Origin of the sequence: Blautia sp. 1033sp1_1033st1_G9_1033SCRN_220408 (assembly GCF_040929965.1) — a bacterium.
GTDB lineage: Bacteria > Bacillota > Clostridia > Lachnospirales > Lachnospiraceae > Blautia_A > Blautia_A ammoniilytica.
Genome location: NZ_JBFKZO010000036.1, coordinates 1 through 17,947 on the forward strand (window position 1 = coordinate 1; position 17,947 = coordinate 17,947).

17 protein-coding genes and 1 pseudogene are annotated in these 17,947 nt (G+C 38.2%); 3 read left to right on the forward strand and 15 right to left on the reverse strand.

The annotated features are described in order from the left end of the window. Positions 1 to 90: 90 nt before the first annotated feature. From AB5916_RS16625 to AB5916_RS16690, 14 genes and pseudogenes are all read right to left on the reverse strand, one after another. Positions 91 to 420: pseudogene (locus AB5916_RS16625) on the reverse strand (transposase); the annotation flags it as partial. A gap of 159 nt (positions 421 to 579) precedes the next feature. Next, positions 580 to 1,767 carry a hypothetical protein gene (locus AB5916_RS16630; RefSeq protein WP_368191943.1) on the reverse strand — a complete coding sequence of 396 codons (1,188 nt, stop codon included), beginning with the start codon at positions 1,765 to 1,767 and terminating at the stop codon, positions 580 to 582. A 231-nt stretch (positions 1,768 to 1,998) separates the two neighbouring features. Continuing rightward, positions 1,999 to 2,178, reverse strand: a complete 180-nt coding sequence (locus AB5916_RS16635; RefSeq protein ID WP_368191945.1) for a helix-turn-helix domain-containing protein — start codon at positions 2,176 to 2,178, stop codon at positions 1,999 to 2,001. Positions 2,179 to 2,236: 58 nt separating this feature from the next. Further along, positions 2,237 to 3,004, reverse strand: coding sequence for a recombinase family protein (locus AB5916_RS16640; RefSeq protein WP_368191946.1), 768 nt, complete (start codon positions 3,002 to 3,004; stop codon positions 2,237 to 2,239). An 84-nt stretch (positions 3,005 to 3,088) separates the two neighbouring features. Then, the gene (locus tag AB5916_RS16645; RefSeq protein WP_368191947.1) at positions 3,089 to 4,087 is read right to left on the reverse strand and encodes a hypothetical protein; all 999 of its coding nucleotides are present in this window, start codon (positions 4,085 to 4,087) and stop codon (positions 3,089 to 3,091) included. Next, on the reverse strand, positions 4,071 to 4,256 hold the full coding sequence (locus AB5916_RS16650) for a hypothetical protein (protein ID WP_368191949.1): 186 nt from the start codon (positions 4,254 to 4,256) through the stop codon (positions 4,071 to 4,073). The genes AB5916_RS16645 and AB5916_RS16650 overlap by 17 nt, the downstream gene beginning before the upstream one ends. A gap of 115 nt (positions 4,257 to 4,371) precedes the next feature. Continuing rightward, a complete protein-coding gene (locus tag AB5916_RS16655; protein ID WP_368191950.1) occupies positions 4,372 to 5,271 on the reverse strand; it encodes a DUF5688 family protein in 900 nt (299 codons plus the stop codon). Between the two features lie 27 nt (positions 5,272 to 5,298). Beyond that, a complete protein-coding gene (locus tag AB5916_RS16660; protein ID WP_195700470.1) occupies positions 5,299 to 6,033 on the reverse strand; it encodes a hypothetical protein in 735 nt (244 codons plus the stop codon). A 20-nt stretch (positions 6,034 to 6,053) separates the two neighbouring features. Then, a complete protein-coding gene (locus tag AB5916_RS16665) occupies positions 6,054 to 6,989 on the reverse strand; it encodes a YqaJ viral recombinase family protein (protein WP_368191952.1) in 936 nt (311 codons plus the stop codon). 59 nt (positions 6,990 to 7,048) lie between these two features. Next, the gene (locus tag AB5916_RS16670; RefSeq protein ID WP_226855472.1) at positions 7,049 to 7,393 is read right to left on the reverse strand and encodes a DUF3848 domain-containing protein; all 345 of its coding nucleotides are present in this window, start codon (positions 7,391 to 7,393) and stop codon (positions 7,049 to 7,051) included. Between the two features lie 137 nt (positions 7,394 to 7,530). Further along, complete coding sequence (locus tag AB5916_RS16675) at positions 7,531 to 8,463, reverse strand: DUF932 domain-containing protein (protein WP_368191954.1); 933 nt, start codon at positions 8,461 to 8,463, stop codon at positions 7,531 to 7,533. A 96-nt stretch (positions 8,464 to 8,559) separates the two neighbouring features. Then, the gene (locus tag AB5916_RS16680; RefSeq protein ID WP_368191956.1) at positions 8,560 to 9,513 is read right to left on the reverse strand and encodes a DUF5688 family protein; all 954 of its coding nucleotides are present in this window, start codon (positions 9,511 to 9,513) and stop codon (positions 8,560 to 8,562) included. Between the two features lie 157 nt (positions 9,514 to 9,670). Continuing rightward, on the reverse strand, positions 9,671 to 11,044 hold the full coding sequence (locus tag AB5916_RS16685) for a YARHG domain-containing protein (RefSeq protein ID WP_368191958.1): 1,374 nt from the start codon (positions 11,042 to 11,044) through the stop codon (positions 9,671 to 9,673). Positions 11,045 to 11,579: 535 nt separating this feature from the next. Further along, positions 11,580 to 14,168, reverse strand: coding sequence for an Ig-like domain-containing protein (locus AB5916_RS16690; protein WP_368191960.1), 2,589 nt, complete (start codon positions 14,166 to 14,168; stop codon positions 11,580 to 11,582). Between the two features lie 195 nt (positions 14,169 to 14,363). On the opposite strand from AB5916_RS16690, the gene AB5916_RS16695 reads away from it, so the two are divergent. Beyond that, on the forward strand, positions 14,364 to 14,699 hold the full coding sequence (locus AB5916_RS16695; RefSeq protein ID WP_368191961.1) for a helix-turn-helix domain-containing protein: 336 nt from the start codon (positions 14,364 to 14,366) through the stop codon (positions 14,697 to 14,699). Between the two features lie 126 nt (positions 14,700 to 14,825). On the opposite strand, the gene AB5916_RS16700 is transcribed toward AB5916_RS16695, so the two are convergent. Continuing rightward, positions 14,826 to 15,008: a helix-turn-helix domain-containing protein gene (locus tag AB5916_RS16700; protein ID WP_270413925.1), complete on the reverse strand. Its 183-nt coding sequence runs from the start codon at positions 15,006 to 15,008 to the stop codon at positions 14,826 to 14,828. Between the two features lie 218 nt (positions 15,009 to 15,226). On the opposite strand from AB5916_RS16700, the gene AB5916_RS16705 reads away from it, so the two are divergent. Together AB5916_RS16705 and AB5916_RS16710 are read left to right on the forward strand one after the other, a co-directional pair. Further along, the gene (locus AB5916_RS16705) at positions 15,227 to 16,387 is read left to right on the forward strand and encodes a hypothetical protein (protein ID WP_368191963.1); all 1,161 of its coding nucleotides are present in this window, start codon (positions 15,227 to 15,229) and stop codon (positions 16,385 to 16,387) included. An 81-nt stretch (positions 16,388 to 16,468) separates the two neighbouring features. Continuing rightward, positions 16,469 to 17,710, forward strand: coding sequence for an IS256 family transposase (locus AB5916_RS16710; protein WP_368191965.1), 1,242 nt, complete (start codon positions 16,469 to 16,471; stop codon positions 17,708 to 17,710). Positions 17,711 to 17,947: the final 237 nt, after the last annotated feature.

A 17,947-nucleotide genomic window follows, 5' to 3' on the forward strand; every position in this document is an offset into this window, starting at 1 on the left:
AACAGGTTCTGTCCTCGATAACTAATGACATATCTTATATCAGTTTTTTCTGTTTACACAAAACTTGAAACGCTCTCCATCCATCTAGTTTTAAAGTGTTGTTGGATATAATTTTGCCAGTTTAATTCTGGCATCAGCTGTCGTGAACTGCCAGTTTATTTTTACGCATTTTGCATTTCGATTCACTGTCCAGCTACGAACCTGTTTTTCAAAACTTTCGAGATCTGGAAATGGTTTTGCAAGTGCCTGGCGGCTCATAACCCCTATTTCTATTTCTGACATATCCAACCAGCTTCCATGTTTTGGCGTGTAATGCCATTCAAAACATTTGGTTAAACGGTTGGCTTCTTTTGCTGAAAATGCCTTGTACAAAGAAGATGGCGCATGGATATTTAAGTTATCGGTGACCAATATGATTTTTTCCGCTTTTTGATTGTGTACCTTTTACATCAGGAGAAAGAAGATTGATTTAGTTGTAAAATTTCTGGAAGTTAACAATATACCTCCAGTTCCAACCTTTAAGGGGCATATTGGAGGAGACAAAAAAAGATACTGCTCCACGTAAGCAGTATCTCAAGTTTAATACCATGGAAGTACACTTCCCATAAGCATATAAACAAATTCACTCTTTACAATTGATTCTACCTCATCCTTTTTTATGTAGTCAGCCCCATCATTATATACCGCACAATACTTAGTCAAGTCTGTTACTAAAACAGGGTAAACACACTGAATTTTAGATATAAACAAAACATCATCTTTAACCCACGAATCTATTACCAATACAAACAGCTTTTGATGAAAATCTTTTTGTTGTTTTTGCAATATACCCTTTTGCTGTTCCCAGTTATTTTCATCGCACCACATAATAATGATTGGGGATAAATTATTATTGTTATCCGATTCCAATATCATTTTGTTACTATCTATCACCCTTTCATGGTATGTATTATCTAAATTTAGTTTTGCCTTTATATATTCTGCCGTATTTTTTAATAACCACTTCTTTTTTTCTTGTACTCCGCATATTGAATCTAATGCTTTTTTACGATAGGCAATCTCTTTTTGCTGTATATCTGTAAATTTTCCAGTTGGTATTTTCTCTGCAATCGCCCTCTGTGTAATTGCATTCATAATAGGCTTAAAATTATTTTGATTCTCTATTTTTTCCACTGAAACATTTTGGCACTCAACATCAGATTTTCCCTCACTTTCAGCATTCTTTTCAAGTACACATCCACCTTCATCTGCCGCTTGTAAACTCTCCGGTTTCGTATTACCTGTATTAGTATTTTCTTCAAAGATATTTGGAAACATTTCCTTGATTATATTGTCATCAAACATTTCCGATTCTTTAAGTCGTTGGTACATTTCTTGTTTTCTGACACAATACACGTCCTTGTTCTTTTCAAAGTCAGACTGTAATTCTTCATAGAATTTTTCATTCGTTGTGTCTGTCAAAAATCTTTTTAAAACTTTTTCCTCTAAAAATGATTTTATATTTCCCCAATACTCTTCACCTGCCCACAAATACATTAACATATAAAAATCCAAATAACTTGAAATACGTCTACTTCTTTTTTTTGTCCAAGAATTTAGCGTCGTATAAGTCATTCCCACAACCCTTGCAATTTCTCGTTGTGTAAATTTCTTATTTTTTTGATACTTCTGTACTATATTATCATAAACAAATTTCCAATTGTCATATACCACTTCAGACGAATCGTTGTCTATATTATCATAGTCATTTTTTTCCATATTATTCATTCTTCAGTTTTCCCTCCATTAACTCCATCAATAGTTTCAATAAAAATAATAACACTTCTTTCCTGTGCGTGTAAACACCATTTCTATTGAAAACTCTTTTCACAATGCGCATTGTGTTCCCAATAATTACTTATATCAAATGAATATGGAAAAAATCAAGAGCTGAACAGCACCAACACCATTCAGCCCTCATTTCAAAACAATATATTCATTTTAAATACCCATATAGAACTAACTGTTTTTTATAAATTCCACAACATCCTCCTTCAAGAACAACCACTTCCCACCAACTCGATGTCCTGTAATAATATCGTTATGCACGAGACTTAGTGCCGTATTTTTTCCAATCTGAAGGACACTCTGTAATTCAGCCAATGTCAATGTATCAGGAATATTATCTAGCATTTTCATCACCTCGCATAATCTATGACAATTATAAAAATGTTCTAGCTATCCAGTTGATTTCAGCTCATGAAAGTTTAACTTGGTTTTCCTTGGCATTGTTCAATGGCGTTTTCCCCTCATTACTCAATTCCGTGTTTTTCAATTCCTTCTTATATTTATAGTAACTGCCTTTTGAGATTCCGATGAGCTTTATACACTCTGCATCTCCCAAAGATCCACCAAAATCCCGGCTGTACTTTTGTATCAACTGCTTCGATTTTACAGATTTCTTAGTAACAAGCTTCTTTCCGGGAAGCTGCCCGATTTGTTTTCCATGAAGCCGCGCGGTCTGAATTCCTTCACGTGTTCTTTGGTGCAAATCTGCAACCTCTTTCTCTGCCTGTTCAAATGCGAGCTGGATCTGTCGCCTTGCAAGATTGAGCATATAACGGTTAAGTGCGCCGAATATACCAGCCAGTAATTCTTCTGATGCTTGATCGCCTGTTTTAAAATTTACAGATAACTGTTTTTCCATTGCCTGTTGATAGGTACTGGTATTTATATGCGGCTCTTTTAAAAATACCAATGACACTCCACGCTTATATAATTCTTCATACATTCCGTACCCCTCCTGTGCAGTACGGCTCATACGAGATACCGAATCAAAGATCAGCGTATCACCAGAAGAAACAACTTTGATCAGTTTTTCAAATTCTTTCCGTCCCTGTATTTTCGTTCCTGTGTATGTTTCTTTTACAATAACCGCATCTGGATATGCCAGCTTAATATTTCTGATCTGCCGCTCCATTGACTGCTTGAATGTAGAAATTCTGCAATACCCATAGACTTTCATTTTATCATTTCCTTTCTATAGATAAAATTAGGGCAGAACCCTCTACCGATTCTGCCCTCACATATTTCTGATTATATTTAGTTCCTACCAATATTTCTCCACGTAAGCTTTTGCCTCATCTTCTGACAAAGCAAATTCTTTTACAACATTCTTAATCGTATCTGATTTACTGATTTTAAAAGTTTTACAAGTTCTAATATTAGCCTGGATTCCTTCCTGGATTCCCTCCTGGAGGCCTTCGATTCTTCCTTCCTGTCTGCCGCGCTGAACGCCCTCGTTTACCAATTCCTCTAATGCACCACACATATAAATCTGCCCTCCTTTTTTCTCTGATTGCAAAGCATGGTTAATCAGGCTCTGGGATTCTGTGATTGCTCCGATCACGACTCCGAGTTCTGCCGGGATTGCCTTTTCTTTATACACAGTATTGATCTTCTGAAAATCCTTCTCATAAATGGAACGGCTTACATCAAATACGGTATCCACATCTGCATTATGGAACCGCAGTGATCCACTTTTTCTTAACTGAAGCAGGTTCATTTTATAATCGGATACCAATGGTTTCAGTTTCTCTGGGATTTCCAGCATATCTGCCAGACAGAACGGGCCGTCCCATTCTTTTTCTCCATAATATACGCACAGGCTTATCACTGGATGAAGCCTGTCTGTCCTCTTTAAGTTGGAAAGGAATTCATCAGAAGACTCAAACCCTTTCTCAGCCTTGTTCCTGGCTGCAATCTCGTTGTATTCCTTCAGATACGAAAAGGAATCCCCGATCATATGCCGTAAAGGCATTGCATAGTGAATTTTACTCTGGTTCTCCAGCCCCCAGATAACAAAATCCACTCCATAGGCTGTTTTCTTCACCACGTCCAGGACTTTCTGAACCGTCTCTGCATGGTTGTTAAATTTCACCATGGAGGAAACATCTGTATCAACTTCCGTGAGATCAGCAGGGCATAGCACCTGTTCCCCATCAAATAACGCTGCATTAAATAAATCTGCGAAATGATCATTATCCCGCCAAAATGTCTTTAGTATGGTATCCGGTTTTATGTTGTTTTTCTCAGCCGTTTTCGACACCTCCTATATCCGTTTCTTCTATATTTAATATATCATAATCCATACGGTATTTCCATGAAAAGAAATTACCTAAATCTGAAAATTTTATAAACCTCAGTGCTACATCTGTATCAAAACTGACGTTATCAAAAAAAGTATCAAAAGTGAACCTTTTCGCTGGTTTTGCCACAATATATACCGTTCCAGGTCTGACGGTCGTTAGATTTGATACCTTTTTGATCTTACATTCCTAGCTGGTGATCCCGGTCATCCGAAAATCACCAGCCAGAAACTCACTTGTAACACTATGCCGCTAGCATTTCGATCTGGTCTGATTTCAGATCATAGTGATAAATATGTCTGGTAAGCACATCCTCTTCCGGGATTGCTTCTTCTATTGTCTCTTCCAGAATTGTTTTCAAATTTTCAGACTCCACACTTTCCTCATCATGAATCATCACCTCATGAACACTTGTAAATACCAGATACAAGCCATCTGCCCCAAGCTTATGACAAAATGTCTTTGCAACTCCCGGATAAAAGATTGCCACTGCCCCATTTGTTTTTGAACTTGTACTCATACAGTTTCCTATCCCGCCTTTTTCCGGAATATAGTCAGAAGCATAGATATCCTCTCCCTCATAAGCCGGATTCAGAACCAGTTTCAATAATTCGCATACTCTTGGCGGCATCATCGACATAGTATTTTTCATAGCTTCCTCAAAAACAGTCTCTTCCTTTACAGGCCATTTCTCGACATAGCTTAAAGGTACTTTACAGCTCGTAAGCTTTCCATCCTCGTCAGAGATTTTCATATATAAAGTCAATGCGATTTCTCCGTTCTGCTTGTAAAGAGAATTTTCCAGTTCTTCCTTTTTCTTTTCCATATTAAGTGGTCTGATAAACAGCTCGTCCTTTACCTGTTCATAGCACTGCAGCTGTTTCAGCTTGCCTGGGATTCCCATTTTCAGGAAATTATCTGTTGACTGTTTGACCGCCTGTACAATCTCAGTGAGTGTTTTTCCTTCTGTTTTCATTTTACAATATGTTTTCTCTGTCAGCAGACGAAGCTTTCCGTTTTCATTCGTGTACACATTCATACAGTCCTGTGTTTCTTCTTCATCCGCTGCACAAAATTCCACTCTGAATCCTGTCTCTTTCTTGATTTCCTTTACCAGTTCTTCCACAAATTCTTTATAATCCATATTGATTTATCCTCCATTTTCTTTGCTTTATGCTGCACTTTTGGTTCGCTTCAAACCATTGAGCGCTCTTTTATAAGTCACCTGATCCAGTTCCTGTATAGATGTGATTCCATACCGTTTCAGGATCTGCTGCATAGTAACTCCTGTTCTTCCAAGCTCCGCATACAGAATCTGAATTTCCCCATCTGATATTCTCTGGACTTGTGTTTTCTCATCATCAGGCTTTGTCACCTGAACAGAAGCTGTCTGTGCCACCTGATAGCTATATACCGTTTCACTTCTCTGGTTTACAATCTCCAGTGCTGTGATCACCTTGTCGGCGGTGGTCTGGATAGTCTTCACTGAAAAGCTGTCCTTCACAGACTTTCTCCCATTCTTCTCGCCCATCCGCACTTTATTTATGGGAATATAAATAAAAGGAGCCGAATACAGCTCCCGTCCAATACCAATATTAAAGCAGGCTCGTTTAAAAGAGTCCGATGCGGCACCTTTCGCCTTTTCATAGTCGCTTTCTGTTCCTACGTCTTCTTTCTGAACCCACTGCTTTTTCTCATCATCCCAGATGCTGAGGATACAGTACAGCTCATTTCCAATCATATTATGCCTTCTCTGCCATCCGCAGATTCCAAACACTTCATCCAGTATCATCTGATCTACCCTTGCATTTTTATAAAGGAGCAGAGTGATTCCCTGCTCCATGATTGCACCTACACGGCACTCAATCTCTTCCGGATTTAAATTCCGGATTCTTTTTTCTGCCATAATCTTTCCCCCTGTAATCACTACGCAACAGATAATTTTCTATATGAGCTGACATTGCTGTATTCTGCAAATATCTCTGGCTTTTCCTTGCGGAGTCTTCTGCTGTCCACAGATTCCCGGCTGATTTTCTTCCAGGAAACAACGATTCCATCTAATTCACCAGTCTCGTACTCCCCCATCACAGCCTTAATCCGGTTAGCCAGCCCTGTCTTCTGCTTTTCAAGTTCTTTCACCTTGGAATCAACATCCTGGTACTGTGCTATAACCTTTTTCATATCTGCTTCAAGCTGAATCGTATCCGCTACTGAATCACTATATTTTTCATTCAGATATTCCCGGGTTGCCTCAGAATCATCTACAACAGGCTCTGTGCCTGTAAGTACGCACTCTTCCCAGAACTCCTTTTCCCTGGCGGTCAGTTCTTCAATTAATGAATCATCTCTGTAAATTGTAGTGAAGACAAATTTATTGCCGCCAATCAGTGCTGCTATATATGCCTTATTCATGCCGCAAACTGCCAGATAATGCTGTACCTGCAATACATATTCCTCGGGTACACCATTTTCCCACTGGTCAGCCTTATACTGGCTCGCTGTCTTTGCTTCAAAGATACATTTCTCCCCCCGCTCATCTGTAACAATTCCGTCTACATCTGCAAACAGATACGGATACTCTTCGTGAAAAATCATTGCATGTTTCTGGCGCACCTTAAGCCCGGTACGGTTCATAAACTCCTTGCGGATAATCGGTTCCATCACATTCCCCCAGTAAGTAAATTCATTTCCATTATCTGAAACTGGCAGCTTTCCTGTTTTTTCTTCCCACAGCTGTAAAATACTTCTGTAAGGATTCTTTCCCATAATCACAGAAGCATCAGAACCGCCGATTCCGTTTCTTCTAAGCTGTAACCATTCTTCTCTTGTAAGGTTTCCTGTCGGTGTCATTTTTCGTCTCATAATTCCTGTCCTCCTGTTTTTCAACTTTCCTGCTTTTTATTTCTTACAGTCTTAACTATTTATACTGCTTCTGGAAGGTCATATCCTTCCAGATCTTCGACCTCATGTCCCACATACTCTTCTAGTTCCTGGTATGAATGGTCTTTTACACCAAGCCATTTCTTGTACATACCTTCCAGAATCCCGCTTGACATATTCAAAAGGTTTAAAAGTGCAACGTCACTAAGCTGTGCTGATTTTGCCAGAAGCACCTCATATAATGATGAAAAGGTCTCAATCTTGTATGCCTCGGCGATCAGATCCGTCGGGTTTTCACTCAGCAGATGTTCTCTGTAAGTGGAAAATTCTCCGTAAAGTTTCTGGACAAATTCCTGTTTTAATTCTTCTTTCACTTTTTGGTTCATTATGCCTGTCTCCTATATTTTGAAAAAAGCATGGGACTATCGCTTCTGCCGAAATACATACAAAATTTAGATGCAGTCACTATTAAACATCCATATTCTGTATAAAAACGGCTTATTGCGATAGTCCCATCGGTAATTCATGCTGCCTTGACCAGCTGGTATGCCCGGTCAATCATCGGATTGCCGTCTGCTGTTCTGGCGAAAATATTTTCTTTATAATTTGCTGTCTTTCTTCTTGGTGTAGAATGTGTTGCAAAATCAGATACTGCATTTACAAATCTATATCCGTTGTTTCCAACGTCTTTCAGATCAGGTGCATCAAAATATCTCATTTTCATGTCTGCTCTCAGTTTTTCTACACCACGTTTCTGAAGCAGAGAATAATTTTCTTCCATTGGAAGAAGAATCTTAATATAATCCAATACCTGTTTCTCTGACAGCTTGATTTTCCTCAGATTCTCAAATTCCTGTCCCAGCGCAGTCATGTATTCATCTGCCAGAAGCAGGGTGTTTTTAGCTTCTTCAATTTTCCCACTGATATCCCCAGTATGGATCATAGACCAGCTCCGCTTTGCTGTACGAAGTGCCAGGTTCAGTGTGTTATTGCAGACTACACGGATTGGAGTCAGGGCAGTCTTCACGGCTCCCGAACCGTCATGGGTATTGGAAAATACCATATACGGACTGATCCGCTCACCGCCAATGATAAACTCCCTTGGCATTCTGGCAAGCATCCACACACGGCGTCCTTCCTGCAGGGAACCGGCTGTCTCATAACGGACACCCTCGCCCAGTAATGTATCTGTAAAAGCAAAGGCTTCTTCATTCTGGATTACCTTGTAACGGTCTGTTACCACGCCCAGCACCTTGCGGTCCGTGTCTCTTACATTCGCTTTATACCCCTGGATCAGTTCTTCATTTTCTGTGTAGACTGGCTCTTGGAGAACTTTCCAGTTAAGTCCTGCAAGGCGTAATGCATCCTTGGAATTTGGCGCTTCTGCTACCATTGTTCCCAATCCGTGCCATGGTTTTTCTCTTGTATAAAACATTGTCTCCACATTTGCTGCCATGATTATTTCTCTCCTTTTCTTTTCATGATCTCATCCCAGATTACAACCGCTGCTGATAAAATACTGATAATAATTCTCTGCAATTACGATTCCCCCTTATTCATCACACTGAAACACTTTTCCCTCACCTTTTGCCAGACGGATGCAGTTACTTTTTCCATCATAGCAATAGATCTGTTCTGTCAGCTTTTCTTCTGGTTCTTTTACTGTCCTTGATCCATTGTGCAGCTTTCTCTGCATTTCTTCCACTGATAAATCCGCTCTTACTGCAGATACCATGACTTCATGGACAGATGTAAACACCAGATATAAGCTTTCTGCCCCCAATACTTCACAAATTTTTCTGCAGACTCCCGGATAGAAAATTGCAGCTGCACCATGCTGTAGTATGGTGGTGCTGATACACTTGTCCCCATTTCCTTCCAGAAGGACGGAAGAACTGTCCTCTTCCATGAAATCTTCCCCTTTATACTCCTGCATAAACAGGGCTTTCAGAAAGTTGTAATATCTGGCAGGATATAATTTTGATGAATTCCTCACTGCAGCCTTTATTACTTCGTTTTCATCTGTCTTCCATAATTTCAGAAATTCCGGGGCAACTTTCAATCCGATCATCTTACCGTTTCGGTCTAACAGTTTAAGGTTTGGACAAATTGCAATATCACCGACAGTCTGATATATACACTGTGTCAGTGCTTCCTCATTGTGAATACTTTCTGCACTAATAAATAAATGCTCTTTTGCCAGCTCATAATTTTTGCACTGGCTGACTGCCTGTGCCAGACAGAATCTGTCATCCTCACGGATCGTCCCGATAACTGAATCCGCTATGGATGTAATACTTTCCCCAATCTGGTATCTGGCATACAGTTCCGGGACTCTGATTGAAATAACAGATGCATCTCTGTCTGTATTCATATAATGAATCTCCAATGCCGTATCCGATGTCGGTCCTTCATCCGTCAGACTCCCCATACAGTCAGATTTCCAGCCTGTCTGTGAATAAATTGTCTGTTTTAACGCTTCCATGAATTCTTTGTAGTTTAACATTTCATTCCTCCCTTGATGAAAGTAAAAAGAGCTGAAACGCATACTCACGTTTCAGCTCCGTATAACAGGTTGCTATTATGTAATTGGTTTCCTCCTTCTGTGAAGATAATACATCATTATAATTTTTTATTGTGCGATTGATTATAGAACCTTCCATTCATTGTATCTCAGATAAATAAGAGCCTAAACAGAATCCTGTCATTCCTTCATAATCCACCTGCACAAAACCATTGGGAGCACCTTGTAATACATTCACCTCAGTTCCCAATGGAATCTGACAAAGTTCAGCAGAAGAAATGTCTGGTTTCTCCCATAATGTGATACTCTCCTCACAATTGATAACATAGCTAATGTTCTCGCTATCTTTTTCTGTTACACTACTTCCACCATACAATTCATACTTTGCTTCCAAAAAATATATATTGTCTTTTTCGGTCTGGGAAAAGATATTCTCATCAAATTCTTCCGGCTGAACAGTGCCTTTATACCAATCCTTTCCATCAAAATAAGCAGCCCAGCTAGGATCTGCAAAAATTCGTCCATGTCTTGCATAAATCTCATTGATTCCAATCTGAATCATTTCCGCATTAATTTCTGACAATTCCAAATCTTCATCTGTCAATTCTCGTTTACTGCTAGCAGGGAAAATATAGTCTCCTTCAAAAACCTCTGAAGTCGTTTTACCTTCCAGCTTGTAACGAATACTATATTCAACCCACTTTAATTGTCCTTTCATATTAGCAACGTTAGTTGCATCTTGATTTCGCTGATCCATAGTACTCATATCCACTTGTACATAAACTGGTACTTCTCGCTCAAATCCATCTGTAGTATATACCGTTCTTTTCTCTCCGTCATAAGAATATGCAATTTCTTGGTTTCCACCATATTCAAAAGCTTTTTCGGTAAGAATCACACACTCTGTGCCTGATGGATCATATCCTGCATAAGCCAATGTGTTGTCCGGTTCCAGATAATCTGCAAATTTATTGAGAGCACCTTCGAATCCATCTCCATATTGAGTATCCAGTTTATTTGATATGTAAAACGTACCTGTGCTTACCTCTATAGAGTTAGAATCATATTTTCTCTGCATTGTGTTTATCTGATCCTCATATGAGATTCCCCGATGACAAAACCCTGACACATTGTCCCATACATCCTGACATTCATCATCCGGATACACCATTTCATAAAGCTCTGCAATTTTTGCTGTGTCATCTAAATTATAGTCACATTTATCAATGGCATAATTGAAAAGCCACTGTTTTACCATATCCTCATCTTTTTTTCTCAGCTTTTTAGCTATTTTTTTCTTTTTCCTGTCTTTCTCTTCATCCAGATACTCATCAACAAGTTCTTTTATTTCATTATAATCTTCACTCGGAATTTTAATATCTTCTTCTAGTGGATTATATTCTGGCTCAGCATATACTGAAACAGGTGCTATGCCTTTTCCTCCTATCCCACTCCCCACTAATGTAATTCCTAATATCAAAACTGCTTTTTTCCAACTTTCTTTCCTTTTCATTCCTTACCTCCTCATTCCGTACACTACCAATCAATGCACCAATAGATTCCCACTGCAATGAAACAAAACCACTCTATAAATATACTTCGAAATCTAAAATGAATTACTGTAAAAAGATTCTTTTCCGCCCTTTATTTCGTAACTGAAATACCATATCTTCATTATATTGCTTATAATTCTTATAGTCAATAATTACTTCTATTAGTGCATCCTTCTTTTTAGATTTTGATTGCACAATAATTTACTTACAAGGAGAAATTTCCAATGCCGTATCCGATGTCGGTCCTTCATCCATCAAACTCCCCATACAGTCAGATTTCCAGCCTGTCTGTGCGTAAATTGTCTGTTTTAATGCTTCCATGAATTTGTAGTTTAACATTTCATTTCTTAATGAAAGTAAAAAGAGCTGAAACGCATACTCACGTCTCAGCTCCGTATAACAGGTTGCTCTTATGTACATCAATACAATTATTTCTTGTACGTGTATGGCAAATAAATTGTCAATTTACGTCAAATCAAACAAATAGCATTCCTACTATTTGTTTATTTTAACTTTACTAACACTTGTATATTTCCCATATTTCATTTTACCAGTTGAGTCAATCCTATAAGCTCTTACTTTTACATAATAGGTTTTCTTTTTAGACAATTTTTTCAGTGTATATTTTTTGGATTTTGTAGTAATAGTAGTGCATTTCTTTTTCATTTTTTTATCAGTAGAATATACGATTTGATAACCATTTGCCTTACTTACTCCTTTAAACTTAAGTACTGCTTTCTTACCAGATTTATTATAAAAAGAAGTAATAACCGGTTTTCCCACTGTTACTTTTTCCCATTTAGCTACCAATCTCATATCCGCAGCATACCCTGCTGGAATTTGTGCAACCTTTTTGCCATCTTTATACCAGCCTTTGAATATATATCCTGCTCTGGTTGGGTTCTTTAGATTAATCTGGTTACCATTTATAACAGTAGGGTTAGAACTATTATTCTTTCCACCATTTAGCTGATAAATGATTTTGTTTGTTACATTTATCACACAAGATGCTGATACATTACTTCCATCCGTAGCTGTAGCTGTAATCACCGCTGAACCACTTTTATAAGTTTCCACTCGTCCCTTTTCATCAATATATGCTACATCAGAATTACTACTGCTCCATTTCACTTCTTTATCATATGCATCTGTCGGATTTACAGTTGCTACTATGAAAAAGCGACTTCTCGATTCTGTATTTACAATCGTTTCTGACAGGGTAATTTGAGATACTTTCACATTTTCTACGCTTATTATACAAGAAGCTGATATATTACTTCCATCTTTAGATGTAGCAGTAATCACTGCAGTTCCAACATTCTTCGCTTCTACCCAACCCTCGTTATTGACTGTAGCAATCTCGTCGTTACTACTAGTCCACTCAAGGGATTTATTATAGGCATCTGATGGATTTATGGACACTGTTAAATTAAATAAGTCTCCCGGCTTTACATTCATTTGGTTTGCAGATAAGGAAATTTCCGATACCTTAACAGTATATACTTTTACCGCACAAGTAACAGATACTCCGCTGTCATCGTTTGCCTTTGCAGTAATTAATGCATTACCTTCGTTACAACCAGTTACATTTCCGTCTTGATCAACAATTGCAATCCTAGAATCACTGGTACTCCATGTCAGCCCTTTGTTGTATGCATTGTCTGGTATTACCACTGGATTTAATGATATTTTTTCATCCTTTTTTACACTTACAGATGAAGGAATGGAAATTTCAGATACCGGTATATATTTCATCTGGTTGAAATTAAAAGAGTAGTCATACAAAAGATATGTTGCATCACTATAATTCATCTCTTCATTCGCCGTTACTCTGATATAATATATTCCAGGTTCATATATTCCATCACTCATTTTCAGATAAGCATTCTTTGTATTGCTGGCACTGTTTATTTCATTCATGTTCTTATCACATAGTGCAATTTTAAAAATACCTTCCGAACTCTGTCTCGGTACCCGAAATTCTATAGCTACAACACTTCTTTCCGTAAGCTCAAACTTAAAGCAATCTATGTCTTCCTTGCTATTTAAATTTCCAGTGTACCAATGATTGGGATTCTTTTCATTTGCATGACTTTTTACATTATTATTTTCCTGCTCATACTCATCAGCAGATTCATAAGTTGCCTCAACCTCTATGGTATACTCTCCAAGATAACTTGTGTTAAAAGCATATCTGTCTGTTTGGACCTTAATATAATAAGTCCCCGCTGGTACTCTTTGTCTTACGCTGTCAATATAATTCATTAGCATATTGGTATTACCATTTACATCCTCTTCATATAAAACTGCTGAAAAAGGATACCCAGAACAAGTAACCATTATCTTACCGGGCTTATCCATCACAAATTTATAATAATCATCTTCTGAATCTTGCCCTACAATACTTCCTTCATATAAAGTATTTAATTTCATTGAGGTTGCTGTATCAAAAGAATGATTTCCTACTAATTCCCCATTATAGTCATTTATACTTTCAAATTTTGCTGTAAGAGTTGCTTCTGGATTAATTTTCACATTATTTTTATTAAAATCTGTAGCAATATTATATTGCAATGTTCCAGCATCTACCGCATGCCAATATGTTTCTGCACTGTCATTCCCAGTAAAATGTAAGCCATCTGAGCACTTTAAATCTTTTGTTGTACAATCACTCAATATTAACTTCACTCGTCCAGCACCAGGACAATCTACACTTACATATAATTCATCTCCATAACTATAATGATCCGGTTGCAAATCAGACATAATATTATATGTCTTACCAATCTCCAGTTTTCTAACTTCCCCAGCTTCATATTCTGAATTATTCAGCTCATCCGTCTCACCGCCTGCATCTATAAGCGTTTCTTCTGGATCTACACTGAATTCTGTCACATTTTCTTCCAGTGACTGTTCATCCTGAAAGTCCTCAGTTTCTCCTTGAACCCAATCGTCTTTTTCCATCTGTGAGCTAAATGCCTCACCATCTGTAAAGCCATCTTCTGCACATACAGTGGATGCCATAGGTACGCTTGTTGTCAACAATGCAGCCGTAATCAAAATTCCCCACGCTTTTCTTCTCATAATCCATACCTTCTTTCTTAACTTCTAATCACACTATAGTTTTTACAACAACCTCGTACTCCCTAATTATTGATACGAAGTTATTATGTTCTTTAATTATATTCCAGTTGCTTCTTTTAGTCAACTTTTGCTTCTTTTAGTTCATTTATCTCTTCATGTTTTGATTGCATAATCATTATTACAAGGAGGTTTTTTATGAAATCTATTGATTATACAGAAATCGGTCAGAAGATACGACAATCACGCATTGCCCATTCCTACTCCCAGGAGCAACTGGCAGAATTAACAGGAATCTCCACAGCCTTTCTCGGACATATCGAGAGAGGAACCAGAGCTATGTCCCTGGAGACGCTGGTCTCTATCTGCTCAGTTCTGAATATCAGTATTGATTATCTACTGCTTGATGAAATCTCCGAAACAGATTCCGAAATAACGGCGCTTGTCTCTGAAGTGAAGTCCAAAGGCGACATCCAGTATCGTAAATTTGTTAATATAATGAAAGCCTTGACTCTGATCGCTGATAAGCTTTAAGGTACACAACGCAAATACGCCAAAGCATAGAAATATTACTAATCCAATCTTCTTATCAACAATTTTGTTTAGTTCAAACTTCAATAGGGCATCTAGTTCAATCCAGATGCCCTATCGTAAATCCATTCACTCTTTATCTACCTGTGACAAATACATTTCCAAGTCTTTCTTACGGATTCGCCATCTTCCCCGAACCTTAAAAGCCTTTAATTCTTTCTGTTTTATCATATTCAAGATTGTAGTTCTTCCAATATGCAAAACCTCCTGTCCCTGTTTCAATGTCAGTATCTCTGGTATTGCTTCAAACATAGCACAAACTCCTTCCAAAATATTCTTATTTGACTGTTTGTCGTCAGCTATATATTAAAAACTATTTTTGTATAACAATAGTGTAATGCGGTATATATAAGGGTGACAAAAACTCTATTTTATGTGCCCACAAATTCTCCCATTGCAGTACAACGCACTGGGAATATACCGTCGCAAATTTGAATATGCGATAAAAAAGGAGCAAAGGAGACATAAAAATGACAAACACACAAACTACAGGAACCGAAATTCTTTCTATTCATACACTTACATATAGATATAGATGTAGCCTCCAAACATACTACGGACTTTTTCAATACCTAGTTCAAAATCGAAATTGTATTTTTGCAAAGCGCAAACACAAAAAATGTGAAAAATATACAACCCGAACATTGCACCCTCTCGGCTTCAATCGTATAGAATTTATAGATTGCATGATTCCAGACAGGGACTATCACGAATATAAGATCAAATTCACCATTAATCCACGAATTCTTACCGGGCAAACATCGCAACCACGCACACATATTATTGCCAAAGAACAGCTTTCTCAACTTCCAGATATTCTTGATACTGCCATACATGATTTATGCAGCCCCTACAAGGAGCAACTGACTGACGGGAAATTTCAGCGAATTGATTACTGTTGCAATCTTTGGTTTATTGAACAGGAAGTAGCTGAAGAATATATGCGACTATTAAGAAAAGCTCTAATTCCTTATCCTTTTAAATTAGAAAAAATATTAAGCAATACACAACACCGGTATATTCCAGAACCAAATGCAATCACAATAACCTGTAAAAGTTATCAGCTTTCCATATATTTAAAACTCAACCAGCTACTTGATGAAATTACCAGACAAGAAAATGGTATTATTCCATCCGAACATGCTTCTGAGATAGAAAATGCTACCGGACAAATAAGAATAGAACTTCGGGAATACCGATCACAATTACGAATTAATAAAAAGAAAATACATTGTGGCAATGATGAGGCACTTCTTCTAAATGGTTCTAACACGCACCCTTATACAACACTTTGCAAACGTTTAGGATCAATGTATGGAACTGGAGACTTCTGGCTTTATGATGATGCAAGAGACATTATTAAAGGAAGTAACTATAAGCCACGTATAAAAAAAGAATTATTAGAAATTCTAAAAGTTGTCAACGCGCCCAAGAGCGGACTTGATATTTCAAAAAATGGTTTTGACTATACATACCTGAAAAACCATATGCGCTATTTCAATGAACTTGATTTATCACCAATCACAATATCTCAAAAAAGTTTTAAGCGCTGTGGCGAAAACTTCTTTCCGAACCCGAGAAAATACATTTCTGGTGAAACGGCAGAATTATTACGTACTTCCGATATATGAGAGTATGAAACTTTTTCTGTAAAATAATGTTTAGAAGGTTCTTCTATGATACAATAAATATCATTAGGAGGACCTTTTATTATGGCAAGACAAAAGAAACCAGTACATCGAGTACAAATGACCGAAGGAAAACGAAACATCATCCATCAGTTCCTGGAAGAGTATGATATCCAGTCTGCTGAAGACATCCAGGATGCGCTCAAGGATCTTTTAGGCGGTACCATTAAGGAAATGATGGAAGCGGAAATGGACGATCATCTCGGCTATGAAAAATCAGAACGTTCGGATAATGATGATTACCGCAATTGGTATAAGCGCAAACAGATCAACAGCCGATATGGATCGATGGAAATCGAAGTGCCGCAGGACCGAAAATCAACATTTGAACCACAGGTGGTGAAAAAACGTCAGAAAGATATTTCTGATATTGATCAAAAGATCATTTCCATGTATGCCAAAGGAATGACTACCCGACAGATTTTCGAAACCATCGAAGATATTTATGGCTTTGAGACCTCAGAGAGTTTTATTTCCGATGTAACCGATAAGATCCTGCCACAGATCGAAGACTGGCAGAACCGGCCGTTGGACGAAGTCTATCCCATTCTCTACATCGACGCAATTCACTATTCCGTAAGAGATAATGGTGTGATCCGAAAGCTTGCAGCTTACGTGATTCTTGGAATCAACACGGAAGGAAAGAAAGAGGTTCTGACCATCAGCGTTGGTGACAACGAAAGCGCAAAATACTGGCTTTCCGTTATGAACGAACTGAAAAACCGGGGTGTCAAAGATGTATTAATCATCTGTGCAGATGGTTTAACCGGCATCAAAGAAGCAATCGCTGCAGCTTTTCCAAAAACCGAGTATCAGCGCTGTATCGTACACCAGGTAAGAAACACACTGAAATATGTCCCTGACAAGGACAGAAAAGCATTTGCAGCGGATCTGAAGACCATTTATCAGGCCGCAGATGAAAAGAAAGCGCTGGCAGCCTTAGATCGTGTAACTGAAAAATGGTCTCCCAAATATCCGAATTCCATGAAACGCTGGAAGGATAACTGGGATGCCATCTCTCCAATTTTCAAGTTTTCAACGACGGTCAGAACGGTGATTTATACCACCAATGCGATTGAATCCCTGAATTCCACCTACCGGAAGCTGAATCGGCAGAGAAGTGTATTCCCAAGCGATACGGCCCTTTTAAAAGCGCTGTACCTGGCCACTTTTGAGGCTACGAAAAAATGGACCAGTACGATTCGAAACTGGGCGCAGGTATATGGCGAACTGAGTATTATGTACGAAGGTCGTCTTCCAGAATAACGAGTAAACCGACGATCAAGGCAGGCGGAAAACCGCCTGCTCTTGACATGCGATTCAACAACTGTTATATATAAAACAAGGGTGAAAAGCTCAAACTGTAAGCTCACCACCCTTGCATATCATAGAAGAATCTTATTTACAGACTTTTTCTCATAGTCTCTTTTTCTTAACTACTGAGGCTTTCGTCTCTTTCTTGTATTCAGTTATCTATGCCTTCTTTCATCAGCATAATCATTG